Source organism: Agromyces sp. NPDC056965 (genome assembly GCF_042673425.1).
Classification (GTDB): domain Bacteria; phylum Actinomycetota; class Actinomycetes; order Actinomycetales; family Microbacteriaceae; genus Agromyces.
In genome coordinates, this window is sequence record NZ_JBHURI010000037.1 from 1 (window position 1) to 24393 (window position 24393).

24 protein-coding genes are annotated in these 24393 nt (G+C 69.2%); 4 read left to right on the forward strand and 20 right to left on the reverse strand.

The genetic code is table 11. From position 1 onward, the window contains the following. Positions 1-65: 65 nt before the first annotated feature. Positions 66-1070 (reverse strand): cytochrome d ubiquinol oxidase subunit II, encoded by a 1005-nt coding sequence (cydB, locus tag ACFTQE_RS11040; RefSeq protein ID WP_376925107.1) that lies wholly within the window; start codon positions 1068-1070, stop codon positions 66-68. A 12-nt stretch (positions 1071-1082) separates the two neighbouring features. Beyond that, positions 1083-2495, reverse strand: coding sequence for a cytochrome ubiquinol oxidase subunit I (locus ACFTQE_RS11045; protein ID WP_376925108.1), 1413 nt, complete (start codon positions 2493-2495; stop codon positions 1083-1085). Between the two features lie 111 nt (positions 2496-2606). Here ACFTQE_RS11045 and ACFTQE_RS11050 point away from each other — a divergent pair, with 111 nt between their 5' ends. The 3 genes from ACFTQE_RS11050 (at position 2607) to ACFTQE_RS11060 (ending at position 4750) form a co-directional block, all read left to right on the forward strand. Continuing rightward, positions 2607-2981: a BlaI/MecI/CopY family transcriptional regulator gene (locus ACFTQE_RS11050; RefSeq protein ID WP_375832578.1), complete on the forward strand. Its 375-nt coding sequence runs from the start codon at positions 2607-2609 to the stop codon at positions 2979-2981. Between the two features lie 2 nt (positions 2982-2983). Next, complete coding sequence (locus ACFTQE_RS11055) at positions 2984-3919, forward strand: M56 family metallopeptidase (protein WP_376925109.1); 936 nt, start codon at positions 2984-2986, stop codon at positions 3917-3919. A gap of 84 nt (positions 3920-4003) precedes the next feature. Next, complete coding sequence (locus ACFTQE_RS11060) at positions 4004-4750, forward strand: DedA family protein (protein ID WP_376925110.1); 747 nt, start codon at positions 4004-4006, stop codon at positions 4748-4750. Here ACFTQE_RS11060 and ACFTQE_RS11065 read toward each other — a convergent pair. The 5 genes from ACFTQE_RS11065 to ACFTQE_RS11085 all read right to left on the reverse strand — a co-directional run bounded on the left by ACFTQE_RS11065 (position 4747) and on the right by ACFTQE_RS11085 (position 8674). Further along, the gene (locus tag ACFTQE_RS11065; protein WP_376925111.1) at positions 4747-5673 is read right to left on the reverse strand and encodes an ABC transporter substrate-binding protein; all 927 of its coding nucleotides are present in this window, start codon (positions 5671-5673) and stop codon (positions 4747-4749) included. The two genes, ACFTQE_RS11060 and ACFTQE_RS11065, sit on opposite strands and share 4 nt — an antisense overlap. Beyond that, the gene (locus ACFTQE_RS11070) at positions 5670-6413 is read right to left on the reverse strand and encodes an ABC transporter permease (RefSeq protein WP_376925112.1); all 744 of its coding nucleotides are present in this window, start codon (positions 6411-6413) and stop codon (positions 5670-5672) included. The genes ACFTQE_RS11065 and ACFTQE_RS11070 overlap by 4 nt, the downstream gene beginning before the upstream one ends. Beyond that, the gene (locus ACFTQE_RS11075; protein ID WP_376925113.1) at positions 6410-7096 is read right to left on the reverse strand and encodes an ABC transporter permease; all 687 of its coding nucleotides are present in this window, start codon (positions 7094-7096) and stop codon (positions 6410-6412) included. Before ACFTQE_RS11075 ends, ACFTQE_RS11070 begins: the two co-directional genes overlap by 4 nt. After that, positions 7093-7905, reverse strand: coding sequence for an ABC transporter ATP-binding protein (locus ACFTQE_RS11080; RefSeq protein WP_375832566.1), 813 nt, complete (start codon positions 7903-7905; stop codon positions 7093-7095). Before ACFTQE_RS11080 ends, ACFTQE_RS11075 begins: the two co-directional genes overlap by 4 nt. A gap of 106 nt (positions 7906-8011) precedes the next feature. After that, entirely contained in the window at positions 8012-8674 is a 663-nt protein-coding gene (locus ACFTQE_RS11085; RefSeq protein ID WP_376925114.1) for a TetR family transcriptional regulator, read from the reverse strand. 105 nt (positions 8675-8779) lie between these two features. On the opposite strand from ACFTQE_RS11085, the gene ACFTQE_RS11090 reads away from it, so the two are divergent. Beyond that, complete coding sequence (locus ACFTQE_RS11090; protein ID WP_376925115.1) at positions 8780-9838, forward strand: App1 family protein; 1059 nt, start codon at positions 8780-8782, stop codon at positions 9836-9838. Positions 9839-9893: 55 nt separating this feature from the next. Here the strand turns inward: ACFTQE_RS11090 and ACFTQE_RS11095 are convergent, their stop codons facing one another. From ACFTQE_RS11095 to murC, 13 genes are all read right to left on the reverse strand, one after another. Then, positions 9894-10946, reverse strand: coding sequence for a quinone-dependent dihydroorotate dehydrogenase (locus tag ACFTQE_RS11095; RefSeq protein WP_376925116.1), 1053 nt, complete (start codon positions 10944-10946; stop codon positions 9894-9896). A gap of 40 nt (positions 10947-10986) precedes the next feature. Next, positions 10987-11460: a transcriptional regulator NrdR gene (gene nrdR, locus ACFTQE_RS11100; RefSeq protein WP_056008298.1), complete on the reverse strand. Its 474-nt coding sequence runs from the start codon at positions 11458-11460 to the stop codon at positions 10987-10989. A 112-nt stretch (positions 11461-11572) separates the two neighbouring features. Next, complete coding sequence (hisD, locus tag ACFTQE_RS11105; protein ID WP_376925117.1) at positions 11573-12880, reverse strand: histidinol dehydrogenase; 1308 nt, start codon at positions 12878-12880, stop codon at positions 11573-11575. A 46-nt stretch (positions 12881-12926) separates the two neighbouring features. Beyond that, a complete protein-coding gene (gene dnaE, locus ACFTQE_RS11110; protein ID WP_376925118.1) occupies positions 12927-16460 on the reverse strand; it encodes a DNA polymerase III subunit alpha in 3534 nt (1177 codons plus the stop codon). Between the two features lie 79 nt (positions 16461-16539). Beyond that, on the reverse strand, positions 16540-17460 hold the full coding sequence (locus tag ACFTQE_RS11115) for an RluA family pseudouridine synthase (protein ID WP_376925119.1): 921 nt from the start codon (positions 17458-17460) through the stop codon (positions 16540-16542). Further along, positions 17460-18077: a signal peptidase II gene (gene lspA, locus ACFTQE_RS11120; RefSeq protein WP_376925120.1), complete on the reverse strand. Its 618-nt coding sequence runs from the start codon at positions 18075-18077 to the stop codon at positions 17460-17462. The genes ACFTQE_RS11115 and lspA overlap by 1 nt, the downstream gene beginning before the upstream one ends. Further along, positions 18067-18762: a DivIVA domain-containing protein gene (locus tag ACFTQE_RS11125; protein ID WP_204459594.1), complete on the reverse strand. Its 696-nt coding sequence runs from the start codon at positions 18760-18762 to the stop codon at positions 18067-18069. Before ACFTQE_RS11125 ends, lspA begins: the two co-directional genes overlap by 11 nt. 115 nt (positions 18763-18877) lie before the next feature. Beyond that, positions 18878-19195: a YggT family protein gene (locus ACFTQE_RS11130; RefSeq protein ID WP_376925121.1), complete on the reverse strand. Its 318-nt coding sequence runs from the start codon at positions 19193-19195 to the stop codon at positions 18878-18880. 6 nt (positions 19196-19201) lie between these two features. Next, positions 19202-19678, reverse strand: coding sequence for a cell division protein SepF (locus ACFTQE_RS11135; RefSeq protein ID WP_376925122.1), 477 nt, complete (start codon positions 19676-19678; stop codon positions 19202-19204). Between the two features lie 33 nt (positions 19679-19711). Continuing rightward, positions 19712-20404 carry a YggS family pyridoxal phosphate-dependent enzyme gene (locus ACFTQE_RS11140; protein ID WP_376925123.1) on the reverse strand — a complete coding sequence of 231 codons (693 nt, stop codon included), beginning with the start codon at positions 20402-20404 and terminating at the stop codon, positions 19712-19714. After that, positions 20401-21591, reverse strand: a complete 1191-nt coding sequence (gene ftsZ, locus ACFTQE_RS11145) for a cell division protein FtsZ (RefSeq protein WP_376925124.1) — start codon at positions 21589-21591, stop codon at positions 20401-20403. The genes ACFTQE_RS11140 and ftsZ overlap by 4 nt, the downstream gene beginning before the upstream one ends. A 178-nt stretch (positions 21592-21769) precedes the next feature. Further along, a complete protein-coding gene (locus ACFTQE_RS11150) occupies positions 21770-22906 on the reverse strand; it encodes a cell division protein FtsQ/DivIB (RefSeq protein ID WP_376925125.1) in 1137 nt (378 codons plus the stop codon). 13 nt (positions 22907-22919) lie between these two features. Then, entirely contained in the window at positions 22920-24323 is a 1404-nt protein-coding gene (murC, locus tag ACFTQE_RS11155; protein ID WP_376925126.1) for a UDP-N-acetylmuramate--L-alanine ligase, read from the reverse strand. Positions 24324-24393 lie beyond the last annotated feature (70 nt).

Sequence of the window (24393 nt, forward strand, 5' to 3'; positions counted from 1 at the left end):
CCCGCGGCGAGGAAGCCGCGGGCGGCGCGGGAACGGCGGAGGAGCCGCGGATCGAGCGGTTTCACCTAGTGCGCTGCCGCCTCGATCGAAGCGCGGGAGACGCGCTTGCGGAACACCCAGTACGTCCAGCCCTGGTAGAGCAGCACCAGCGGGAGGCAGAACAGGGCCACCCAACTCATGACGGTGAGGGTGTAGGTCGTGCTCGAGGCGTTCTCGATCGTGAGGCTGTTCGCCGGATCGTTCGAGGCCGGCATCACGTCGGGGAACAGCGCCGCGAAGAGTGCGAACACCGCAGCGGCGACCGTGACGGCGAGCAGTGTGAACGCGATGCCCTCCGCTCCCCGCAGGTTCGCGATCCATCCGCCGATGAGGGCGACCGCGGCGACGGCCGCGAGGATCCAGAACCAGAGCGTGCCGAATGCGAGCCCGGTCCAGAGGAGGAACGAGGCGGCCACGACGATCGTGATGATGCCCGACCTGGTCGCGAGTCGCCGCGCCCGTTCGCGCAGGTCGCCCTCGGTCTTCAGCGAGGCGAACACCACGCCGTGCGTGAAGAAGAGCAGGAGCGTCGTGACGCCGCCGAGCAGCGCGTACGGGTTCAGCAGGTCGAAGAGCGTGCCCGTGTAGTTGTGATCCGCATCGAGCGGCACCCCCTGCACGATGTTGGCGAACGCGACGCCCCAGAGCAGGGCCGGCACGGCCGATCCGACGACGATCATGCCGTCGAACCACTTCTTCCAGCGCGACTCGGGTCGCTGGTGGCGGTACTCGAACGAGACGCCGCGAGCGATGAGCGCGAGCAGGATGAGCAGCAGCGCGAGGTAGAACCCGGAGAAGAGCGTGGCGTACCACTCGGGGAAGGCCGCGAAGAGCGAGGCGCCCGCGACGATCACCCACGTCTCGTTCAGGTCCCAGACCGGGCCGATCGTATTGATGAGCACGCGACGATCGGTCTCATCCCTCCCGAGGAACGGGAGGGACATGCCGATGCCGAAGTCGAACCCGTCGAGCACGAAGTAGCCGACGAACATGAAGGCGACGATCCAGAACCAGAGCACTGTGAGATCCATGGGGTGTCCTCCTTAGTAGACCGTCGTGGCGGGTTCGACGCGGCCGGTCTCGGGGTCGGGTTCGCCGAGCTCCGGCGGGCCCTTCTTGATCGCCCGGATGATGAGGCGCACCTCGACGACGGCGAGTGCGCCGTAGATGAGGGTGAACGCCACGAGGGAGATGAGCACGTCGAGCCCGGTCACGTTCGGCGAGACCGCCGACTCGGTGGGTAGCAGGCTGAACACGATCCAGGGCTGCCTGCCCATCTCGGTGAAGATCCAGCCGACGATCATGGCGGCGAGCGAGAGGGGGAAGCTCCAGATCGCGACCTTCCAGACCCAGGCCTGCTTGGGCATGCGGCCCTTGCGGGTGACCCAGAGGCCGACCACGGCGATGAGCACGTGGAGGAGGCCGAGGCCGATCATCCAGCGGAACGACCAGTACGTGACCCAGATGATGGGGGTGTAGTCGCCGGGCCCGTAGAGCTCCTGGTACTGCGCCTGCAGGTCGTTGATGCCCTCGACGCAGCCGTCGAACGTATGCGTCGAGAGGAAGGAGAGCAGGTAGGGCACGCGGATCGAGAAGAGCTCGCTCGAGCCGTCGGGCGTGCCGAGGGTGAAGAGCGAGAACGAGGCATCCGCCCCGCATGCTGTGTCGTACATCGCCTCGGCGGCGGCCATCTTCATCGGCTGCGTCGCCACCATGGCGAGGCTGAGCTGGTCGCCGAAGAGCGTCGTGAGGATGCCGGAGCCCACCATCACCCAGAGGCCGAACTTCAGCGCCGGGCGCATCGAGTCGAGGTGCTGGTTGCGGGCCAGGTGCCAGGCGGCGGCGCTGATGATGAGGCCGGCCGCCACCATGAAGCTCGCTGCGATCGTATGCGGGAACGCAGCGAGCGCCACGGGGTTCGAGAGGAGCGCACCGATGTCGACCAGTTCGGCCCGGCCGCGCTCGGCGTTCATCTCGTAGCCGACGGGGTTCTGCATGAACGCGTTCGCGGCGATGATGAAGTAGGCCGACACGATCGAGCCGATGGCGGTGCACCAGATCGTCGCGAGGTGGATGCCGCGGGGCAACTTGTCCCAACCGAAGATCCAGAGGCCGATGAACGTCGCCTCGAAGAAGAAGGCGAGCAGGCCCTCGAGCGCGAGCGGGGCTCCGAACACGTCGCCGACGAATCGCGAGTACTCCGACCAGTTCATGCCGAACTGGAACTCCTGCACGATGCCCGTCACGACGCCCATCGCGAAGTTGATGAGGAAGATCGTGCCGAAGAACTTCGTGACCTTCAGGTATTCGACCTTGCCGGTGCGGTACCAGGCGGTCTGGAAGACGGCGGTGGAGGTCGCGAGGCCGATCGTGATCGGGACGAACAGGAAGTGGTAGACGGTGGTGAGCCCGAATTGCCATCGGGCGAGCAGCAGTGGATCCAGCAGCTCGTTCACGGATGCCCCTTTCACACGCGATCGCGTCGTGATGAAGTCTCGTTCTACACGTCGTAGAACGTTCTTCTACGAAGCGTAGAACATATCGCCCGACGACGGTAGTCTGGAGGCATGGCGAGTCTCGGCGAACTGGAGCGCTCCGTGATGGAGGTGCTGTGGTCGCGCGACGCCGCGCTCACGGCGAACGAGCTGCGCGACGCCCTCGCCCTGAGTGAAGGCGAGCCCGGTCGTGCCGTGGCGACGACCACCGTCCTCACCGTGCTGTCCCGTCTCGAGCGCAAGGGATTCGTGACGCGCGCCCGCGACACCCGCCCGCACCGCTACCGGGCGCTCCTCACCCGTGAAGAGCACACCGCCGAGCTCATGCACGAGGTGCTCGACCGCGCGAGCGACCGCGACGCCGCGCTCGCCCGCTTCGTCGGCACCGTCAGTGCTGGCGAGGCCGCAACGCTGCGGCGACTCCTCGACGACCTCTCCCGATCCTGACGATGCTCGCCGTCGCCGCGCTGCTCGGCGGGTTCGCGCTCCTGCTCGCCTGGCCGATCCCCGTCGTGCTCTCGCGCGCCACCTGGCCGACTCACTCCCCCGCCATCGCGCTCGCGCTCTGGCAGGCGATCGCCCTCGGCGGCGGCCTCTCGATGATCGGCTGCCTGCTCGTCTTCGGCGCGTCCCCCGCCGGCTCGCTGCTGGGCGCGGCCGAGTCGTTGCTCCCGCACCTCTTCGCCGGCCCGATCCCGCCCGAATTCGGTGTCGTCCACCTCGCGGCCCTCACGCTCGCCGCCGGGCTCGCGCTCCATCTCGCACTCAACCTCGCGCTCACCGCGGTTCGCGCCGAACGCGAACGCCGCCGCCAGCACCAGCTCATCGACCTGCTCAGCGACCCGATGCCGGGGCAGCCGCGTACGCGAGTGCTCGCGCACCCGGTTCCCCTCGCCTACTGCGTCCCCGGCATCCGCACGGCGACGGTGCTCACCGACGGCCTCATCGACGCCCTCGACGACGCCGAGCTGCGCGCCGTCATCGCGCACGAGCGTGCACATCTCGACCAGTTGCACCATCTCGTGCTGCTCGCGTTCCGCGCCTGGCACAGCGCACTCCCCTGGTTCCCGATCGCCAATCGCGCCGAGCGCTCGGTCGCGCTCCTCGCCGAGATGCTGGCCGACGACCGCGCCCGACGCGAAGCCGATGACGACGCACTCCGACGTGCGATGGTGCAGGTCGGCAGCGGCGGCGAACCCGGCGCATATGCCGATTCCGGCGGCGTCGTCCCCGACGTCACGATGCTCGAGGCGCGGCTCGCGCGCCTCGACGAGCCGCAGCAGCCCTCGGGCCCGCTGACCGGTTCGGCCGTCGTGTGGACGGCTGCGATCATCGTCGCCGTGCCGATCGTCGCCCTTCTCGCCACCCTCGGCGCGGTCGCCTGACCCCGACCACGGTACGAGTGCCCCGTCGCCGAATCAGACTGGGGACTGATGCGGTCGTTCAGGACGCCTCGCTACGCTCGAACGATGAACGAGATCCTCGACTGGATCCTCGACACCGTTCAGGCTGTCGACCCGATCGCCCGCACCCTGCTCGCCGGGCTCGGCATGCTGCTCGAGACCTCCGTGCTCATCGGCCTCGTCGTGCCGGGCGACACGATCGTGATCGTCGCCTCGACGGCCGTCGACAGCATCGGCGAGTACTTCGCGCTCACGTTCACGGTCATCATCGGTGCACTCATCGGCGAGAGCATCGGCTTCGCGCTGGGCCGATGGTTCGGCCCGCACATCCATCGCTCGTGGGTCGGGCGCAAGATCGGCGATGAGAACTGGGCGCGGGCCGAGCGCTACCTCGACCGCCGCGGCGGTCCTGCGGTCTTCATCTCCCGATTCCTGCCGGTGCTGCATTCGCTCATCCCCCTCACCGTCGGCATGAGCTCGATGCGGTACCGCAAGTTCATGGCGTGGACCGTGCCCGCGTGCGTCATCTGGGCCTTCGCCTACGTGACCGTCGGCTGGCTCGCCGCGGGCAGCTACCGCGAGCTGAGCCGCGACCTGCACTGGGCGGGCTACCTGTTCGTCGGCGTGATCGCGCTCTTCCTCGCCGCGGCCTGGGGCGTGAAGAAGCTCCTCGTTCGCTCCGAGGCCAAGCACATGGTGGCGACGGATGCCCCGGCCAACGCGTCGTCCGACGCGGTGACGATCACGGCCGAAGACGGCGAAGGGCCGGATGCCGCGGCATCCGACCCCTCGAATCTCGACGCGAACCGCTAGAACAGCGCCTTCTCGGCGAGCCAGTCCTTCGCGATCTGGTCGGCGGACTGCTGCTCGTCGACGCTCAGCGCGTTGAGCGCGACGAGGTCTTCGGCGGTGAGCGCTTCGCTCACCGTGTTGATGACGTCGGCCATCTCGTCGGTGACCTTCTCGCTCACGACCGGCACGACGTGCGATGCGAGGAAGAGCCCCTCGGGGTCTTCGAGCGTCACGAGGTCGTTGGCCTTGATGTTCGGGTCGGCACTGTAGATGTTGACGAGCTGGACCTGGTCGTCGACGAGCGCCTTGAGCGTCAGCGGGCCGCCGCTGTCCTCGATCGGCGTGAACGCGACATCGACGCCGTAGACCTCCTTCAGGCCGGTCGGTCCGTACGGACGCGTCTCGAGCTCGGAGTTGCCGCCGAGGGTCAGCGGCGTCGTGACCTTCGCGAGGTCGGCGAGGCTCGTCACGCCGTTGGCCTCCGAGAACTCCTTGGTCACGTTATAGGAGTCCTGGTCGGTCGCGGGCGACTGGTCGAGCACGCGGAGCCCATCGGGGAGCGACGTCTCGAGCTCGGCGTAGACGTCCTCGCTCGTCGTGGCCGTCGTGTCGGGCACGTAGTACTGCAGCAGGTTGCCCGTGTACTCGGGGAAGACGTCGATCTCACCCGCCTCGATCTCGGGGATGTAGACCTCGCGCTGGCCGATGCGCGGCTGCAGTTCGACCGTGAAGCCGTTGGCCTCGAGGGCCTGCGCGTAGATCTCGGCGATGATCTCATTGGAGTAGTAGTCCTGCGAGCCGACGACGATGGTCTCCGACGAAGCGCCGTCGGTGCTCGATCCGCTGTCCAGCGGATCGCCCGACGCGCACCCTGCCAGGGCCACTGTCGCCCCGACCGCGACTGCTGCGAGTGCAAGCAGCCGGCCTTTTCCTGCGGTGTTCATTCTCGATTCCCTTCGGTGATGGGTTGCCCCACGACCGCTCGGGGCCGGGTCGGCCGCGAGCGGAGCTCTCTGGTCCTGGTCGCCCGCACGCCGACGGGCACGACGAGGCGCTGCGTGATCGCGAAGAGGCCGTCGATCGCGAGGGCGAGCAGGATCACGAGGATCGAGCCGCCGAGCATCTCGGCGTAGTCGCGGGTCTTCAGGCCTGCGAAGATGTATCGGCCGAGTCCCTCGTCGGCGATGTAGGCGGCCAGCGTCGCGGTTGCCACGATCTGCAGCGTCGCCGAGCGGATGCCGCCGACGATGATCGGCATGCCGAGGGGCACTTCGACCTTGCCGACGATCTGCCGCTCTCGCATGCCCATCGCGCGCGCCGCATCGACGGTGCGTCGGTCGACGGACTCGAGGCCCGCATATGCGCCGGCGAGCAGCGGCGGCAGGGCGAGCACGACGAGGGCGATGATCGGCGCCTGCAGTCCGATGCCGAGCCACAGCGCGAGGAGGGTGAGCAGGCCGAGCGTCGGGAGGGCGCGCAGCCCGCCCGACACGGTCACGGCGAGCTCCTTGCCCCGGCCGGTGTGCCCGACGAACATCCCGATCGGCAGCGCGATGACGGCGGCGAACAGCAGCACGGTGGCCGAGATGGCGAGGTGCTGCCCGATGCGTTCGGGGATGCTGCCGACGCCGGTCCAGTTGGCGGGGTCGAGGATCCACTCGATGGCGTCGAGGAAGAGATTCATGCGGCGTCCAACCGCTCGACGCGTTCCAGGCTGCGACGACGCACAGCCGTGCTCGGACGCGACCACGGCATGAGCAGCCGACCGACGGCGACGCTCGCCCAGTCGAGGCCGATCGCCAGCACCATCGTGGCGACGATGCCGGTGATGATCTCGATCTGGATGCCGCGCTGGAGGCCGTCGGTGAAGAGGCTGCCGAGGCTCTGCACGCCGATCACGGCCCCGATCGTCGCGAGACTGACAGTGCTCACGATCACGACACGCAACCCCGACAGCAGCACCGGGCCCGCGAGCGGCAGCTCGACGCCCCAGAATCGGCCGGCCGGCGAGTAGCCGATCGCGGTTGCCGACTGCCGCACGTCGGGCTCGACGGCGTCGAAGGCGTCGGCGGCGGTCCGCACGATCACGGCGATGCCGTACAGCGTGAGCGCGATCACGAGGTTGAGCGGCGACGTGGTTCGAAGCCCGGTGACGACCGGCAGCGCGATGAGCAGGGCGAGCGACGGGATCGCGTAGAGCAGGCCGCAGATCGAGAGCAGTACTCCTCGCGACCACCGATACCGGTGCGCGAGCCATCCGATCGGAATCGAGATCACGAAGCTCAGTATGATCGCGGGCACCGACAATGCCAGATGGGTCAGCATCAGCTCACCGACCAGGTCGAGATTCGACCAGAGCCAGTTCACGAGGCGAGCACTCCCGCCGGGCGGCCGTCGGCGTCGACGACGAGCCGCCGACCGTCGACCTCGGTCACGTGCAGGGCTCGCTTGCCGCGGTTCGCGCCGACGAAATCGGCGACGAAGTCGTCGGCGGGGTTCGCGAGGATCTCGGCCGGCGATGCCGCCTGCGAGATCTGCCCGCCGTGCTGCATGATCACGACCTGATCGCCGAGGAGGAACGCCTCGTCGATGTCATGCGTCACGAAGACGACCGTCTTGCCCAGTTCGCCCTGCAGGCGCAGCAGCTCCTGCTGCAGCTCCGCGCGCACGATCGGGTCGACGGCGCCGAACGGTTCGTCCATGAGCAGGATGTTGGGATCGACGGCGAGACCCCGCGCGACGCCCACCCGCTGCTGCTGGCCCCCCGAGAGCTGGCTCGGGTACTTGTCGGCGAGCGAGCGGTCGAGTCCTACCGTGTCGAGCAGTTCGAGCGCCCGCGCGTGCGCCTCGCGCTTCTTCTCGCCGCGGAGCATGGGCACGGTGGCGACGTTGTCGATCACCTTGCGGTGCGGCAGCAGTCCCGAGTTCTGCATCACGTAGCCGATGCTGCGCCGCAGGGCCACGGGCTCGAGCGTCGCGACATCAGTGCCGTCGATCAGTACCTGCCCCGCCGTCGGATCGACCATGCGGTTGATCATGCGCAGGAGGGTCGTCTTGCCGGAGCCCGAGGAGCCGACGAAGACGGTCGTCTTGCGCGGCGGGATGACGATGTCGACGCCTGCCACCGCGACGGTGCCGTCGGGGAACTGCTTGCTGACGCCTCGGAACTCGATCATGCTGCCTCATTCCAGGCCCGGCGTTCGCCGGACCGGCTTCCAGCCAAACACCAATCGCGTGCCGAGGCAACGAAGGAGACGCGGCGCGTCTGCTGCCGGCGGTGCGTCAGGCGGCGTTGCTGGTGCTGCGCGCCGCGCCGAGGTGCTCGGCGAGGTAGTCGTGCACGAGCCGCTTCGCCTCGGCGAGGTAGCGCTCGTCACCGGTCTCTTCGCGCTCGAAGGCGCGGCTGATGAGCGCATCGCCGAGCTCGATCGAGACGCCGAGACGGAACCGCAGCTCGGCGAGGTCGTGGTCGCCGCCGAACTCCGCCTCGATCAGGCGCGCCAGGCGGTGGGCGAGCTCGGGTTCGATGTCGCCCTCGGGAGTCTCGCGGCGCGCAGCGTGCACGACGCTGAAGCCGGGCTCGTCGCGGTACATCGCGGCGCAGGCGTCGATCGCCACGTCCATGACGTGCCACCAGTTGACGAGGTCGATCTCGACGAGGTCGTCGGCGATGCGTTCGCGGAAGCGACGGACCGAGCGCTCGCGGAGTGCGTACAGCACGGCGACGCGGTCGGGGAAGTAGCGGTAGACCGTGCCGATCGAGGCGCCGGCGCGCTCGGCGACCATCTGCGTGGTCAGCCGTTCGAACCCGGACTCGTCGACGATCTCCGCCGCCGCGTCGAGCAGCGCGTCGAGCCGCTGCGTACTGCGTCGCTGGGTCGGCTCGGTGCGGATCGAGCGTCTCCGGCTCGGATCGGCCCCCAGGATCAGGTCGACATTCGGCACGGAACCTCCTCAGTTGCCCGTCCACTCTACCCGGACGAGCACGGGTCATCCGACCATTCCCCGCTCGTTTCGCGACCCGGCGTCGACGCATGACAGACTGAGTGGATGCCGGCGAGCTCCCCCCTTCCGGCCGGACAACGAGAGCGCCAGGTCCGGCATCGTGCCGCGCGCGCCGAAGACTGGGTCCACGACCTGCGCGAGCGCTGGGCGCGACGCCGCGGCCACAGGCCGACCATCGTGCCCTACACCGGCTACGGATCGACCGAATGGGTGCGCGTGCTCTGCCGGGTCCTGCTCAGCAAGCCCGTCGACCCCCACGAGACGTCGAAGCGCCGCCGCCGCAGAGGCGAGCAGGGCATTCGAGGATGGCGCAGCTTCACGAGCGTGCCCGTCGGCGGCGTACCCGTGGTGATCGAGGTCGGCGGCACGCGCATCGAGGTGCTCGCCGATCGCGGCGGTGTCGTCGACACGAAGGTGCCGGTCGCCCTCGAGCCCGGCTGGCATCGCGCGACGCTGCACACCGAGGGAGCCGAACCGGTCGAGGCGCCGATCTGGATCGTCGGGCCCGACGTGCGGTTCGGCATCATCTCCGACGTCGACGACACCGTGATGGTCACGGCGCTCCCCCGGCCGCTCGTAGCCTTCTGGAACACGTTCGTGCTCGACGAGCACGCGCGCATCCCGACTCCCGGCATGGCCGTGCTGTTCGAGCGTCTCGTGCGCTCGCACCCGGGCTCCCCCGTCATCTACCTCTCGACGGGCGCGTGGAACGTCGCGCCGACGCTCACGAGGTTCCTCTCGCGCAACCTCTATCCAGCCGGGCCGCTGCTGCTCACCGACTGGGGCCCGACGCACGATCGTTGGTTCCGGAGCGGCCGCGAGCACAAGCAGGAGAACCTCCGGCGTCTCGCCGAGGAGTTCCCCGACGTGCGCTGGCTCCTCATCGGCGACGACGGCCAGCACGACGAGGAGCACTACGAGCGATTCGCGCTCGATCACCCCGACAAGGTCGCCGCCGTCGCGATCCGCCGCCTCTCCAAGGGAGAGGCGGTGCTCGCCGGAGGCCGCACCAAGGGCGAGCAGCACGGCGCGGGCGTTCCGTGGGTGTCGGCGAACGACGGCTCGACGATCGCCGACCGGCTCGCCGACCTCGGCGTGCTCTGAAGCTCGCCCCTGCTCGAACCTCCGCGCCCCGGACCTTCAGGGGCGCGGTGATTCGCTACGCGGCGACGGCCGAGCGGCGGCTGCGAGCGAACTTCGCGAGCCCCCGGTTGACCTGCCTGGCCCAGAACGGTCCGCGGTAGATGAACGCCGAGTAGCCCTGCACGAGCGTGGCTCCGGCGTCGAGCCGGTCCTGCACGTCGGCGGCGGTCTCGACGCCGCCGACGGAGACGACGCAGAGCTCAGCGGGCACCTGGGCGCGGATGAGTCGCAGCACCTCGATCGATCGCGCAGCGAGCGGCGCGCCCGAGAGGCCGCCTGCCCCGATGGCCTCGACGACGGATGCATCGGCCGTGAGCCCCTCGCGGGAGATCGTCGTGTTGGTCGCGATGATGCCGTCGAGGCCGAGGCGGTCGACGAGCTCGCAGATGCGCACGATCTCGGCATCGTCGAGGTCGGGAGCGATCTTCACGAGGAGCGGCGTGTCTCCGGCCGCCGCGCGAACGGACTCGAGCAGCGGGGCGAGCGAATCGATCTCCTGCAGGCCGCGCAGGCCGGGAGTGTTCGGCGAGCTGACGTTGACCACGAGGTAGTCGGCGAACGGCGCGAGCACGCGGGCGCTGCGTTCGTAGTCGGCGACGGCGTCTTCGACGGCGGTGACCCGGCTCTTGCCGATGTTGACGCCGAGCACCGGGCGGTCGCGGCGACGCGACAGTCGCGAGAGACGGCCGGCCGCGGCATCCGCCCCGCCGTTGTTGAAGCCCATGCGGTTCACGAGCGCGCGGTCGCCGACGAGGCGGAAGAGCCGCGGGCGCGGGTTGCCGGGCTGGGCGACCGCCGTGATCGTGCCGACCTCGACGTGCCCGAATCCGAGGTTTCCGAGGCCGCGAACCGCGAAGCCGTCCTTGTCGAATCCGGCGGCGACGCCGAACGGCGACGGGAAGCGCAGTCCGAGGGCGTCGACCGCGAGCGACGGGTCGGGCGCGGTGAAGCGCTCGACGAGCTTGCCGAAGCCCAGGGTGGGCAGCCCGCGGATGACGCGGAACGCGAGGTGGTGCGCGTCCTCCGGGTCCATGTGGGAGAGGAAGGCGCTGAAGAGAAGTCGATACATCGCGCCTCAGGCTACCGGAGTGGGAGCGGCCGCCTCGACGTCACTCGACCGGTCGCGCAGGCAGGCGCCCGTGCTCTTCACGCAGCTGATCGATCGCGGACTCGAAATCGTCGAGCGAATCGAACGCCTGGTAGACGCTCGCGAAGCGCAGGTACGCGACCTCGTCGAGCTCGCGGAGCGGCGGCAGGATCGCGAGTCCGATGTCGTTCGCCTCGATCTGCGATGCGCCCGTCGAACGGATGGTCTCTTCCACCTTCTGCGCGAGCACCGCGAGGTCGGAGTCGGTCACCGGTCGCCCCTGGCACGCCTTCCGGACACCGAGCACGACCTTCTCGCGGCTGAACGGCTCGACCACGCCGGAGCGCTTGATGACGACGAGACTCGCCGTCTCGGTCGTCGAGAAGCGACGCCCGCACTCGGGGCACTGGCGGCGACGCCGGATCGAGAGCCCGTCATCGCTCGTGCGGGAGTCGATGACGCGGGAATCGGGGTGGCGGCAGAAGGGACAGTACATGGTGCTCCCAGCCTAGCGGCGGGGGCCGGGGCGGCGTCGACGACGAGGCCGCCGGCGCGCAGCCCGGTCAGGTGGACGAGCCGGAACGGCAGGTGGACGAGCCGGATCGGTCTCAGCCCGGGAATCGGGCGGTGACGGCCTCACCGTGGGCGGGGAGGTCCTCCTCCGTCGAGAGCGCGGCGATCACCGGGGCGACCTCGCGGAGGGCCTGCTCGTCGTAGCGCACGACCTGTTGCGGGCGCAGGAACGTGGCCGCGGAGAGGCCGGCCGCGTGGCGTGCCTGACCACCTGTCGGCAGCACGTGGTTCGAGCCCGCCGCGTAGTCGCCGAGGCTGACCGGCGAGAAGTAGCCGACGAAGATCGCGCCGGCGTTCTCGATGCGGGCGAGGGTGGCATCGACGTCGCGCACCTGGATCTCGAGGTGCTCGGGGCCGAAGGCGTTCGCGAAGTCGGCGGCCTGCTCGAGGTCGTCGACGAGCACGAGCGCCGACTGCACGCCGTCGATCGCCTCGCGCACCCGTGCGCTGTGCTTCGTGGCCGCGACTCGCACCTCGAGGCGTTCGGCCACCCGGGCGGCGAGCTCGGGCGAGTCGGTGACGAGCACCGCAGCGGCGAGTTCGTCGTGCTCGGCCTGGCTCACGAGGTCGGCCGCGACGAAGTCGGCGTCGGCGCTGTCGTCGGCGATCACGAGGATGTCGGTCGGCCCGGCCTCGGCGTCGATGCCGGTGACGCTCTGCACGATCCGCTTCGCCGCGGCGACGAAGACGTTGCCCGGACCGGTGACGCGCTGCACCGGCTCGAGGCCGATGCCGTCGACACCGTAGGCGAAGGCGCCGATCGCTCCGGCACCGCCCATGGCGTAGACCTCGGTGATGCCGAGGAGTGCCGCGACAGCGGCGATGGTGGGGTGGATGCGGCCGCCGAACTCCGACTGCGCCGGCGATGCGAGTGCGATCGAACGTACGCCGGCGACCTGGGCCGGCACGACGTTCATGATCACGCTCGACGGGTAGACCGCCTTGCCGCCCGGCACGTAGAGGCCGACTCGGCCGACCGGCTGCCAGCGCTGCTCGACCACGGCGCCCGGCGCAAGCCGGGTGATGTGGGGCGCGGGAACCTGGGCTTCACTCGCGGCCCGCACACGATCGATGGTCTGGAGCGCCGCAGCGCGGATCTCGGGGGCGAGTCCGTCGAGCGCCGCCGCAAGCTCGTCGGCCGGCACGCGAACCGCCGCCGGTCGAACGCCGTCGAAGCGCTCGGCCTGGTCGAGCAGGGCCGTCTCACCGTGCTCGCGGACCTCGTCGATGATCGATCGGGCGGCGTCGAGGGCCGCCGAGACGTCGGTCGCTGAGCGGGGAACGAGGGCGAGGAGCCCGGTCGTCGTCGGTCGGGTTCCGCGGAGGTCGATGGTACGCAGCATGATCCCTCAAGCCTATCGACGCGTCATCGCACCCGACTCGTCGTCGTCACACGAGGCAGTTCGGGCCGAGCAGGCTCTTCAGCTCCCCGTAGAGGTCGGCGGTCACCTTGACCGGGTACTGCCCGATCTCGAAGACGCGACCGACACGGCCCTTCGTCAGCGTGATCCGAACCTCCGTGTCGCCGCGATGACGCACGAGCACGTCGCGGAGCGCCTCGGTCGTCTCCTGCGTCGCGCGCTGGTCGGGCAGCATGATCCGCACGATGCCCGACTCCTCGTCTTGACCGATCTCGGGCGTGAAGACGCTGTACGCATGCAGGTTCATGCCGTCGTCTCGCATGCTGACCCGCCCGCGAACGACCACGATCGAATCGGCCTGCAGGCCGGGCGCGAACTCCTGGTACGCCTTGCCCATGAACATCACCGTGATCTCGCCCGAGAAGTCCTCGACCGTGATCATGCCGTACTGGTTGCCCGAGGCCTTCGCGATGCGGTGCTGAACACTCGTGACGAGACCCGCGACCGTGACGGTGTCGGCGTCCTGCGTCGAATCCGAGGTCATCAACTCGGTGATCGTCGTCGACGCATGCTTCGCGAGCGGCGCCTCGAGCCCGGCGAGCGGGTGATCCGACACGTAGAGCCCCAGCATGTCGCGCTCGAACGCCAGCTTCTGCTTCTTCGGCCATTCCGGCCGCGCGGGCACGAGTGACGGCGCGGCATCCCGCTCGTCGTCGTCGAAGAGGCTGTCGAAGTCGAAGCCGAAGTCGCCGACCTCCTCGGCCCGCTTCTCCTTCACGACCGATTCGACCGCGCCCTCGTGGATCTCGACGAGCGAGCGACGCGTGTGTCCGAGCGAGTCGAACGCGCCCGCCTTCACGAGCGACTCGACCGTGCGCTTGTTCGCCACCGGGAGCGGCGACTTCTTCAGGAAGTCGTGGAAGGACTCGAACCGGCCCTTCGCCTCACGTGCCGTGCGGATCGCGTCGACCACGTTGAACCCGACGTTGCGGACAGCGCCGAGCCCGAAGCGGATGTCCTCGCCGACGGCGGCGAAGTAGCCGATCGATTCGTTCACGTCGGGCGGCAGCACCTTGATGCCCATGCGACGGCATTCGTTGAGGTAGAGCGCGAGCTTGTCACGCGCGTCGCCGACGCTCGTGAGCAGCGCCGCCATGTACTCGGCCGGGTAGTGGGCCTTGAGGTATGCGGTCCAGTAGCTCAGTACGCCGTAGGCGGCCGAGTGCGCCTTGTTGAACGCGTAGTCCGAGAACGGGAGCAGGATCTCCCAGAGCTTCTGGATCGCGGCCTCGGAATAGCCGTTGGCCTTCATGCCGCCGGAGAAGCCCTCGTACTGCTTGTCGAGCTCGGACTTCTTCTTCTTGCCCATCGCGCGGCGCAGGATGTCGGCCTGACCGAGCGAGAACCCGGCGACCTTCTGCGCGATCGCCATGACCTGCTCCTGATAGATGATCAGGCCGTAGCTCGTGTCGAGGATGTCCCGGAGCGATTCCTCGAACTCGGGGTGGATCGGGGTGATCTCCTGCAGGCTGTTCTTGCGCAGCGCGTAGTTGATGTGGGAGTTGGCACCCATCGGCCCCGGTCGGTACAGCGCGATGACGGCCGAGATGTCTTCGAAGTTGTCGGGCTTCATCTGGCGCAGGAGCGACCGCATCGGACCGCCGTCGAGCTGGAACACGCCGAGCGTGTCGCCTCTCGCGAGCAGGTCGTAGGCGCCCTGGTCGTCGAGCGCGAGGTCTTCGAGCACCGGGCGGTGCCCGCGGTTCGCCTCGATGTTGTCGAGGGCGTCGTCGATGATCGTGAGGTTGCGCAACCCCAGGAAGTCCATCTTGATGAGGCCGAGCGACTCGCACGCCGGGTAGTCGAACTGCGTGACGATCTGGCCGTCCTGCTCGCGCTTCATGATCGGGATGATGTCGACGAGCGGATCGCTCGACATGATCACGCCGGCCGCGTGCACGCCCCACTGGCGCTTCAGGTTCTCGAGGCCGAGCGCCGTCTCGAAGACGGTCTTCGCCTCGGGGTCGGTCTCGACGATCGCGCGGATGTCGGAGGCCTCTTTGTACCGCGGGTGCTTCGTGTCGAAGATGCCGGTGAGCGGGATGTCCTTGCCCATGACCGCGGGCGGCATCGCCTTCGTGAGCTTCTCGCCCATCGAGAACGGGAAGCCGAGCACGCGGCCGGAGTCCTTCAGCGCCTGCTTGGCCTTGATCGTGCCGTACGTGACGATCTGCGCGACGCGCTCGTCGCCGTACTTCTCGGTCACGTACCTGATGACCTCGCCGCGACGACGCTCGTCGAAGTCGACGTCGAAGTCGGGCATCGAGACGCGGTCGGGGTTCAGGAATCGCTCGAAGATGAGGCCGTGCTGCAGCGGGTCGAGGTCGGTGATGCGCATGGCGTACGCCGCCATCGAGCCGGCACCGGAGCCACGGCCGGGACCCACGCGGATGCCGTTGTTCTTCGACCAGTTGATGAAGTCGGCGACGACGAGGAAGTAGCCGGGGAAGCCCATCTGCAGAATGACGCCGACCTCGTAGTCGGCCTGCTTGCGGACGTCGGCCGGGATGCCGTTCGGGTAGCGCACCTCGAGGCCGCGGTCGACCTCCTTCACGAACCAGGTGTCTTCGCTCTCGCCCTCCGGCACCGGGAACCGCGGCATGTAGTTGGCGTTCGTGTTGAACCGCACGTCGGCGCGCTCGGCGATCAGCAGGGTGTTGTCGCACGCCTCGGGGTAGTCGCGGAACACGTGCCGCATCTCGGCCGCGGTCTTCAGGTAGAACTCGTCGGCGTCGAACTTGAAGCGGTTGGGGTCGTCGAGTGTTGAACCCGACTGCACGCAGAGCAGCGCTGCGTGGCTCTTGGCGTCGGCGGCGTGCGTGTAGTGGAGGTCGTTCGTGGCGACGAGCGGCAGGTTCAGGTCTTTCGCGAGCCGGTGCAGATCTTCCATGATGCGGCGCTCGATGCCGAGGCCGTGGTCCATGATCTCGGCGAAGTAGTTCTCCTTGCCGAAGATGTCGCGGAAGTCGGATGCCGCCTTGACGGCCTCGTCGTACTGGCCGAGCCGGAGGCGCGTCTGCACCTCACCCGACGGGCAGCCCGTCGTCGCGATGAGGCCCTTCGAGTACATCGACAGGAGTTCGCGGTCCATGCGCGGCTTGAAGTAGTAGCCCTCGATCGAGGCCCGGCTCGAGAGGCGGAAGAGGTTGTGCATGCCCTCGGTCGTCTCGGAGAGGAGCGTCATGTGCGTGTAGGCGCCCGAACCCGAGACGTCGTCGCCGCCGCCGTTGCCCCACCGGATGCGGGTCTTGTCTCCGCGCGCCGTGCCCGGCGTGATGTAGGCCTCGGTGCCGATGATCGGCTTGATGCCGGCGTCGGTCGCCTGCTTCCAGAAGTCGTACGCGCCGAACACGTTGCCGTGGTCGGTGATCGCGACGGCGGGCATGCCCTCGCCCTTCGCGGCCTGGATGAGCTCCCCCACCCTCGCTGCGCCGTCGAGCATCGAGTACTCGCTGTGCACGTGCAGGTGGACGAAGGAATCGGTGGCCACTGGGCTCCTCATCGGGGTGTTGCGAGTATGTTCCGGGGGTCTTCGAAGTCTACGTGCGACCTCCCCCATCGGGGTCGCCGCCGGCGGGGTGTCAGTCGCCGCGGAGCACGCCGAGCGCGTGCGCGAGGTCGGCCGGATACTCCGACTCGAAGGTCGTCCAACGGCCGTCGGCCGGGTGGGCGAAGGCGAGCTGCTTGGCGTGGAGCCACTGCCGGTCGAGGCCGAGCTTCGCCGACAGGGTCGGGTCGGCTCCGTACATCGAGTCGCCGGCGCACGGATGCCGCTGCGCCGCCATGTGCACTCGGATCTGGTGCGTGCGACCGGTCTCGAGGTGCACCTCGAGCAGCGACGCGTAGGGGAACGCCTCGATCGTCTCGTAGTGGGTGACCGCGTGCTTGCCGTCGGCGGTCACCGCGAACTTCCACTCGGAGCGGGGATGACGACCGACGGGCGCGTCGATCGTGCCGGCGAGCGGGTCGGGGTGGCCCTGCACGACCGTGTGGTAGATCTTCTCCACCTCGCGGTCGTGGAACTGGCGCTTGAGCTCAGTGTAGGCCCGCTCCGACTTGGCGACGACCATGAGGCCGCTGGTGCCCGCGTCGAGGCGGTGCACGACGCCCTGACGCTCGGATGCTCCGGACGTCGAGATGCGGAAGCCCGCGGCCGCGAGCGCCCCGACGACGGTCGGTCCGTTCCAGCCCACCGAAGGGTGGGCTGCGACGCCGGCCGGCTTGTCGACGACCACGAGGTCGTCGTCGTCGTGGATGATGCCGAGGTCGGGGACCGCGATCGGATCGATCGTGAGCCCGCGCGGCTCCTCCCAGCTCACTTCGAGCCAGGCACCAGCACGAAGCCGGTCGGACTTGTCGACGGATGCCCCGTCGAGCGAGACGCCGCCGGCCGACGCGATGTCGGCCGCGAGCGTGCGCGAGAAGCCGAGCAGCTTCGCGAGACCGGCGTCGACGCGCGCGCCCTCGAGCCCGTCGGGAACGGGGAAGGAACGGTGCTCCATCAGGCTCCGGTCGCGGCTTCGCGAAGCGGAGCGTCACCGTCGGCCGCTGCCGCGGGCGTCTCGCGCTGCATGCTCTCGGCGGCGTCGCGCTTCGCGGGCCGGAGCTCGCGTGAACCGTCGAGGCCGATGCCGCGGATGGTGAGGATCATGAAGAGCACCATGCTCGACACGATGGCGATGTCGGCGACGTTGTAGATCGCCGGGATCAGCCATGGCGTCGAGATGAAGTCGACCACGTGGCCGAGGCCGAACGACGGCTCGCGGAAGAGCCGGTCGGTCAGGTTGCCGAGCACGCCGCCGAGCAGGAGTCCGAAGACGACGGCCCAGGCGATCGAGCGGATGCGCCGCGCGAACCACACGATGAAGGTGATGACGCCGGCAGCGAGGATCGTGAAGATCCAGGTCATGCCGCTCGCGAGCGAGAAGGCCGCACCCGGGTTCCGCACGAACTGCCACTGGAGCAGCGAGCCGAGCACCGGCACGATCTCACCCTCGGTGAGGTTCGAGACGACGAGGAACTTGCTCAGCTGGTCGAGGCCGTACGCCGCGAGTGCGGCGCCGGCCACGACCAGGAGGGCGGTGGCGGAGCCGACCTTCGCGGCCGGCTCAGCCTCCAAAGCCCTGGAACGTCGGTGCCGGCTGCTCAGCGGGCAGGCCCGATGCGCCGACCGGCGACGAGAAGCCCTGGTTGCCGGTCACCTGCACCGGCGCTGCGGTGTCGAGCTCTCGGAGCTGGCCCTCGATGTAGTTCTTCAGCTTCGCGCGGTAGTCGCGCTCGAACACGCGGAGCTCGTCGACGCGCTTCTCGAGTGCGACGCGCTCCTGGTCGAGCACGCCGATCTGGGCGCGCTGCTTGGCCTCTGCCTCTGCGACGACTCGCGCGGCAGTGGCGTGACCCTCGGCGATCAGCGCATCGCGCTTCTCGACGCCCTCGCGGACGTGCTCCTCGTGGAGTCGACGCGCGAGCTGCAGGAGGTTCGTCGTGCTCGCCTGCTCGTCGAAGTCCGACTGCTGCGAGACGGGCTGCTGCATCGGCACCGCGACTGTGGGCGGCGGAGCCGCCGGCTCGGTGTAGACCGCGGCAGCTGCCGGCGCAGCGGCGGCGGGTGCCTTGGCGGCCTCCGCAGCACGGGCCTCGGCCGCGGACAGCCGCTGACGCAGCTCCTCGTTCTCCCCGTTCAGTCGACGAAGCTCCACCACGACCTCGTCGAGGAAGTCGTCGACCTCGTCTTGGTCGTAGCCTTCCCGGAACTTCGTCGCCTGGAAGCGCTTGTTGACCACATCTTCCGGAGTTAGCGCCATGGCTTTCCACCCTCAAATCTGTCGAACTGTTCGATCACGTTCAGCTAACGGTAGCAAAGACATCCTCAGAGTCGTGAGTGCCGATCGTCTCGACCTCATCCCTCGCAGGAGATCATCAGCCGGGCATGGACGCCGCCTGCTGCAGAAAGGACACCACGGTCATCGCGACGATCACGACGAGCATGGCCAGACTCCACCCCAGATCCAATGCGACTTGGCCGATGCGGATCGGCGGCACGAGCCGCCGGAAGAAGCGCACGGGCGGGTCGGTGAGGCTGTAGACGGCCTCGACGACCACCAGCCAGCCACCACGAGGGCGCCATGACCGGTTGAAGGTGCGTACGAGATCCAGTACGAACCGCCCCCACATCACGAAGAAGTAGATGAGCAGCAGCAGGTAGAGGATGTTCCAGACGACGAGCAGCGCGCCCACGACGGGCTACGCGTGCGTGAAGAACGACGCGTCCACGTCGCCTTCACTCTCGCCGGTCTCCCCCGAGACGACCACGTGTGCGGGCGAGAGCAGGAAGACCTTGCTCGTCACGCGCTCGATCTTGCCGTAGAGGCCCTGCGAGAGGCCGCTCGCGAAGTCGATGAGACGACGTGCGTCGGCGTCCGACATCTGCGAGAGGTTGATGATCACGGGGACGCCCTCGCGGAACGACTCGGCGATCACCTGTGCGTCACGATACTGACGCGGGTGGACGGTCAGGATCTCGTTCATCTCCACCTGCGGTGTACTCGGTTGAACATGGTTCTTGCGCAGCGGCGTGACCGATGCACCAGCCCTCGGTGCGGGCGCCGCGTTCGCGACCGGGGTCACCGGTGCGGGCGCGTGGGCCTGCGTGGTCTCCTCTTCGAGCTCTTCATCGGCGAGTCCGAGATAGACCATCGTCTTCTTGAGCGGGTTCGACATCGCTGCCTCCGTCTGTGTTCCGTCTCTTCGAGGTTAACCGGCGACCGGCCGATTCCCGGTGATTGCCGTTCCGATTCTCAGGTGTGTCGCACCCTCCATGATCGCGTCGCGAAAATCGTGCGACATCCCCATGGACAGATCCCGTGCCGTCGGGTCGAGTTTCCGCACCTGCTCCGACAACTCGCGAACGCGCGCGAATGCGGGCCGGGCGGGTTCGCCGAGCGGGGCGACCGCCATCAGGCCGCGCAGGCGCAGCCCTGGCGTCTCGAGCACGCGCTCGACGAGCGCCTCGAGCGCATCCGGCGCGACGCCGCCGCGGCCGGGATCGTCGGTGAGGTTGACCTGCACGAAGCAGTCGACGGATGCCTCGTCGGACCGCAGCGCGTCGACGAGCGCCGCACGGTCGACCGAGTGGATCGCCGAGGCGTACGCGCGCGCCTGCCTGGCCTTCTTGCTCTGCAGCTGCCCGACGAAGTGCCAGCGCAGGTCGAGGTCCGCGAGCTCGGCGGCCTTCGCCTGCGCCTCCTGGTGGCGGTTCTCGCCGACGTCGCGCACTCCGAGCTCCGCCAGCTGCGCCACGAGGGCCGCGGGATGGAACTTCGTGACGACGATCGTCGTGATCTCGGCGGGGTCGCGGCCCGCGTCGCGCGCGGCATCCGACACCTGACCGGCCACCCGTGCGAGGCGCCCGGCCAGGGAGTCCACGGCCGGCGTCGCGTCGCTCACTTCAGGAAGTCGGGGATGTCGAGGTCGTCGTCGTCGGTGTCGAACGCCGGGTCCGAGACGATCTGATCGGCCGTCGCCGTCTCGACCTCGCCCCAGTTCGCCGTCTCGACGAGCTCGTCGATGTCGATCTCGGCGATGACGTCGGCCACCTCGCTCGAGATGGCACCGCCGCCGACCGCTGCACCGACGGCGGCGGGCACGAAGTTCGTGCGTCGCGCCTCGACAGGCTTCGCGTTCGGCTCGCCGCCGTCGAATCCGGCGGCGATGACCGTGACGCGCACCTCGTCGCCGAGCGTGTCGTCGATGACGGCGCCGAAGATGATGTTCGCTTCGGGGTGCACGGCCTCCTGCACGAGTCGCGCGGCGTCGTTGATCTCGAAGATGCCGAGGTTCGACCCGCCCTGGATCGAGAGGAGCACGCCGTGGGCGCCATCGATCGAGGCCTCGAGCAACGGACTCGCGACGGCGAGTTCGGCCGCCTTGATCGCTCGATCGGCCCCCCGCGACGAGCCGATGCCCATGAGCGCGGAACCCGCGCCCTGCATGACCGACTTCACGTCGGCGAAGTCGAGGTTGATGAGGCCGGGCGTCGTGATGAGGTCGGTGATGCCCTGGACACCGGCGAGCAGCACCTGGTCGGCGGTGGCGAAGGCCTCGAGCATCGAGATTCCGCGGTCGCTGATCTCGAGCAGGCGGTCGTTCGGCACCACGATGAGGGTGTCGACCTCTTCCTTCAGGCGCGCAACGCCCTGCTCCGCCTGGGTCTGGCGCCGCTTGCCCTCGAAGCCGAACGGCTTCGTGACGACACCGATGGTGAGCGCACCGATCGACTTCGCGATGCGAGCGACGACGGGGGCTCCGCCGGTGCCCGTGCCGCCGCCCTCTCCGGCGGTGACGAACACCATGTCGGCACCCGCGAGTGCCTCCTCGATCTCCTCGGCGTGATCCTCGGCGGCACGACGGCCCACCTCGGGGTCTGCGCCGGCGCCGAGGCCGCGAGTGAGGTCGCGCCCCACGTCGAGCTTCACGTCGGCATCCGACATGAGCAGCGCCTGCGCGTCGGTGTTGATCGCGATGAACTCGACTCCGCGGAGCCCGAGCTCGATCATGCGATTGACGGCGTTGACACCGCCGCCGCCGATCCCGACGACCTTGATGACAGCGAGGTAGTTCTGGTTTGTCGACATGACCGGCCTTCCGTGCGAACTCTGAACCCTGAACCTCTAGTCGAAGGTTAAAGTTTTGCTGAGTATGCAATTCCTGTGATGACGGTAGGCTCCCGGCGGCCTCTCCCGCGAAAGGATCACCCGCGTGTCGCGAACCGACGGGCGGATCGGCTGGGATCCGACCGATTTCGCGCTCCGGCTACCGCGTCACGGCACTCGCCGGCGATGACACGTCGTACTCGCCGACCGTGTCGGGCGGCGCAGCGACCATGAGTCGAGCGAGCACGGCCGCCTTCGCGGCGGACTCCTCCGCACTCCCCCAGACGACGGTCGCACCGGTCGACAACTCGAGCCGTACATCGTCGGCGGTCGCAGCCGACGCCCCGACGAGCTGCCCTCGGATCTCGGCCGGAAGGCTCCGGATCACCGCGGCCGCGGCCCGGAAGCCCTCCCCCGCGACGCCGTCCTCCGTGACGATCAGCGGTTGCCCCTCCGGGCGTTCCGCCGGTCGCTCGATGACGACACCGGCCGCATCGACGAGTTCGAGGCCCGACCCCGTGTCGACCACGCCGACCGGCACCCGCTCGACGATGCGCACGACGAGGGTGCCCGGCGGGATCGTCTCGGTGGAGTACGTCTCGATGAGCGGGAACGCCGAGAGCGCCGAGAGCACGTCGGCGCTCGCGATGAGCGGCAACGGCGTGCCGAGCGTGTCGTCGAACGCCGCCTGCACGTCGGCGACGGGGATGCGCGAGGCGCCCTCGACCCGGACCTCGCGCAGCGCCATGAGCGGCGAGTAGGCGCCGACCGCCACGACCACGACGAGCGCCACGATCGAACCGAGTACGACCGACCAGGCGATCCGCCGTCGGCGCGAGCGCTTCGTGAACCGCCGCACCTCCTGGCGCTCGTACTTGCGACGCTCCTTGCCCGCTGCGGCGAGCTCGCGTTTGGCAGCCCTGGCGCTCTTCGCCGTTGCGGGAGCGGCATCACCTGCGTCGCCGAGCTCGGGCGCCGTCGGACGACCGGGCGCGCCGACACCGGTCGGGCTGCCGCCCGCGCCCGTGACGAGCGGCGTCACGGGCGTCGCGACCACGATCGCGATCGGCTCGGTCGAGACCTGATCGGCAGCGGAGCCCGGGCTCCGTCCGCTCGAACCACGAGCGCCGGGCGCCGCGCGGTCGGCACGGATGCCCGAGGTCGCCGCCGGGCGCTGCCCCTGCGAAGCACGCGCCTCAGACGGCCGGGCTTCGGAAGGCCGCGCCGCGTCGGCGGCCGGACGAGACGCGCGAGGCGCACGTGCGACCGGCCCGTCGAACCCCTGAGGCCGTTTCACGCGGGCTCCGGCGTCATCCGCGCTCGCGCTCGAGCGAACCGAGCAGCTGGGGCACGATGCGGTAGACGTCGCCGCAGCCGAGCGTGATCACGAAGTCGCCGCTGCGGGCGATGCTCGCCGTGTAGTCGGCGGCCTGCTGCCAGTCGGGCACGAAGGCGACGTGTGCGGGGTCTGCGAAACGGTCGCTGACGAGCGCACCGGTCACCCCGGGAACGGGGTCCTCGCGCGCACCGTAGACGTCGAGCACGACGGTCTCGTCGGCGAACTGCTCGAGCACCTCGGCGAACTCCTTGGCGAAGGTCTGCGTGCGGCTGTACGTGTGCGGCTGGTGCACGGCGATGATCCGGCCCTCGCCGACCACCGTGCGCGCTGCAGCCAGCGCGGCGGCGACCTCCGTGGGGTGGTGGGCGTAGTCGTCGTAGACGCTGACGCCGCCCACCGTGCCGTGCAGCTCGAAGCGCCTGCCGGTGCCGGCGAACCGGGCGATGCCGGCGAGGGACGCCTCGGGGTCGAACCCGAGTCCGACGAGCACCGCGAATGCGCCCGCCGCGTTGATGGCGTTGTGCAGCCCGGGGATGAGCAGGGTGGCGCGGTAGGTCGCGCCCTCGTAGTCCACGGCGAAGGAGACGGGGCCGTCGGTCTCGACCGAGTGCACGCGCACCGTGGCATCCGCCGCCTGGCCGAAGGTGACCACGCGATCATGCGAGAGCTTCTCGGTGACCCGCTTGGCACCGGCGTCGTCGGACGAGACGACGACGAGCTCGCGTGCACCGTCGGCGAAGGTCACGAAGGCCTGCTCGAAGGCGTCGCGCGAGCCGTAGTGGTCGAGGTGGTCGGGGTCGACGTTCGTGATGAGTGCGACCGAGGTGTCGTAGAGCAGGAAGGAGCCGTCGGACTCGTCGGCCTCGACGACGAACAGCTCGCCGTCGCCGGCGGCCGACGAGACACCGAGTCCCTCGATGACGCCGCCGTTGACGAAGTTCGGGTCCTCGCCGAGCGCGAGGAGACCGGTGACGATCATGCCGGTGGAGGTGGTCTTGCCGTGGGCGCCTGCGACCGAGACGAGGCGGCGGCCCGCGATGAGCGCGGCCAGGGCGAGCGAGCGGTGCAGCACCGGGAGGCCGCGCTCGAGCGCGAGGCGGTACTCGGGGTTGTCCTCCCAGAGCGCGCCGGTGACCACGACGGTGTCGATGTCGTCGGCGAGGTTCGCGGCATCGTGGCCGATCGCGATCTCGGCGCCGAGCTCGCGAAGGGCCGCGATGTTGGCGGAGTCGCGAACGTCGGACCCGGTGACCCGGTGGCCGTCGCCGAGCATGAGTCGGGCGATGCCGCTCATGCCGGATCCCCCGATGCCGACGAAGTGCACGGCGCCGAGTTCGGCGGGGATCTGGGCGGAGAGGTCGGGCTTGATCGTCACGGTGCTGCGGTTCTTCCTGGGTGCGGTCGAGTGCGGACGGGTGCGTGGCGTCGAAACGCCGGGGTTCGTG

Coding starts and splice junctions, on each gene's coding strand:
- ACFTQE_RS11060 (WP_376925110.1), top strand. CDS start 4,004: ATGAACGAGATCCTCGACTGGATCCTCGACACCGTTCAGGCTGTCGAC.
- ACFTQE_RS11080 (WP_375832566.1), bottom strand. CDS start 7,905: ATGATCGAGTTCCGAGGCGTCAGCAAGCAGTTCCCCGACGGCACCGTC.
- ACFTQE_RS11125 (WP_204459594.1), bottom strand. CDS start 18,762: ATGGCGCTAACTCCGGAAGATGTGGTCAACAAGCGCTTCCAGGCGACG.
- ACFTQE_RS11115 (WP_376925119.1), bottom strand. CDS start 17,460: ATGGAGCACCGTTCCTTCCCCGTTCCCGACGGGCTCGAGGGCGCGCGC.
- ACFTQE_RS11070 (WP_376925112.1), bottom strand. CDS start 6,413: ATGAATCTCTTCCTCGACGCCATCGAGTGGATCCTCGACCCCGCCAAC.
- ACFTQE_RS11095 (WP_376925116.1), bottom strand. CDS start 10,946: ATGTATCGACTTCTCTTCAGCGCCTTCCTCTCCCACATGGACCCGGAG.
- cydB (WP_376925107.1), bottom strand. CDS start 1,070: ATGGATCTCACAGTGCTCTGGTTCTGGATCGTCGCCTTCATGTTCGTC.
- dnaE (WP_376925118.1), bottom strand. CDS start 16,460: ATGAGGAGCCCAGTGGCCACCGATTCCTTCGTCCACCTGCACGTGCAC.
- ACFTQE_RS11090 (WP_376925115.1), top strand. CDS start 8,780: ATGCCGGCGAGCTCCCCCCTTCCGGCCGGACAACGAGAGCGCCAGGTC.
- nrdR (WP_056008298.1), bottom strand. CDS start 11,460: ATGTACTGTCCCTTCTGCCGCCACCCCGATTCCCGCGTCATCGACTCC.
- ACFTQE_RS11050 (WP_375832578.1), top strand. CDS start 2,607: ATGGCGAGTCTCGGCGAACTGGAGCGCTCCGTGATGGAGGTGCTGTGG.
- ACFTQE_RS11055 (WP_376925109.1), top strand. CDS start 2,984: ATGCTCGCCGTCGCCGCGCTGCTCGGCGGGTTCGCGCTCCTGCTCGCC.
- ftsZ (WP_376925124.1), bottom strand. CDS start 21,591: ATGTCGACAAACCAGAACTACCTCGCTGTCATCAAGGTCGTCGGGATC.
- ACFTQE_RS11065 (WP_376925111.1), bottom strand. CDS start 5,673: ATGAACACCGCAGGAAAAGGCCGGCTGCTTGCACTCGCAGCAGTCGCG.
- hisD (WP_376925117.1), bottom strand. CDS start 12,880: ATGCTGCGTACCATCGACCTCCGCGGAACCCGACCGACGACGACCGGG.
- ACFTQE_RS11135 (WP_376925122.1), bottom strand. CDS start 19,678: ATGTCGAACCCGCTCAAGAAGACGATGGTCTATCTCGGACTCGCCGAT.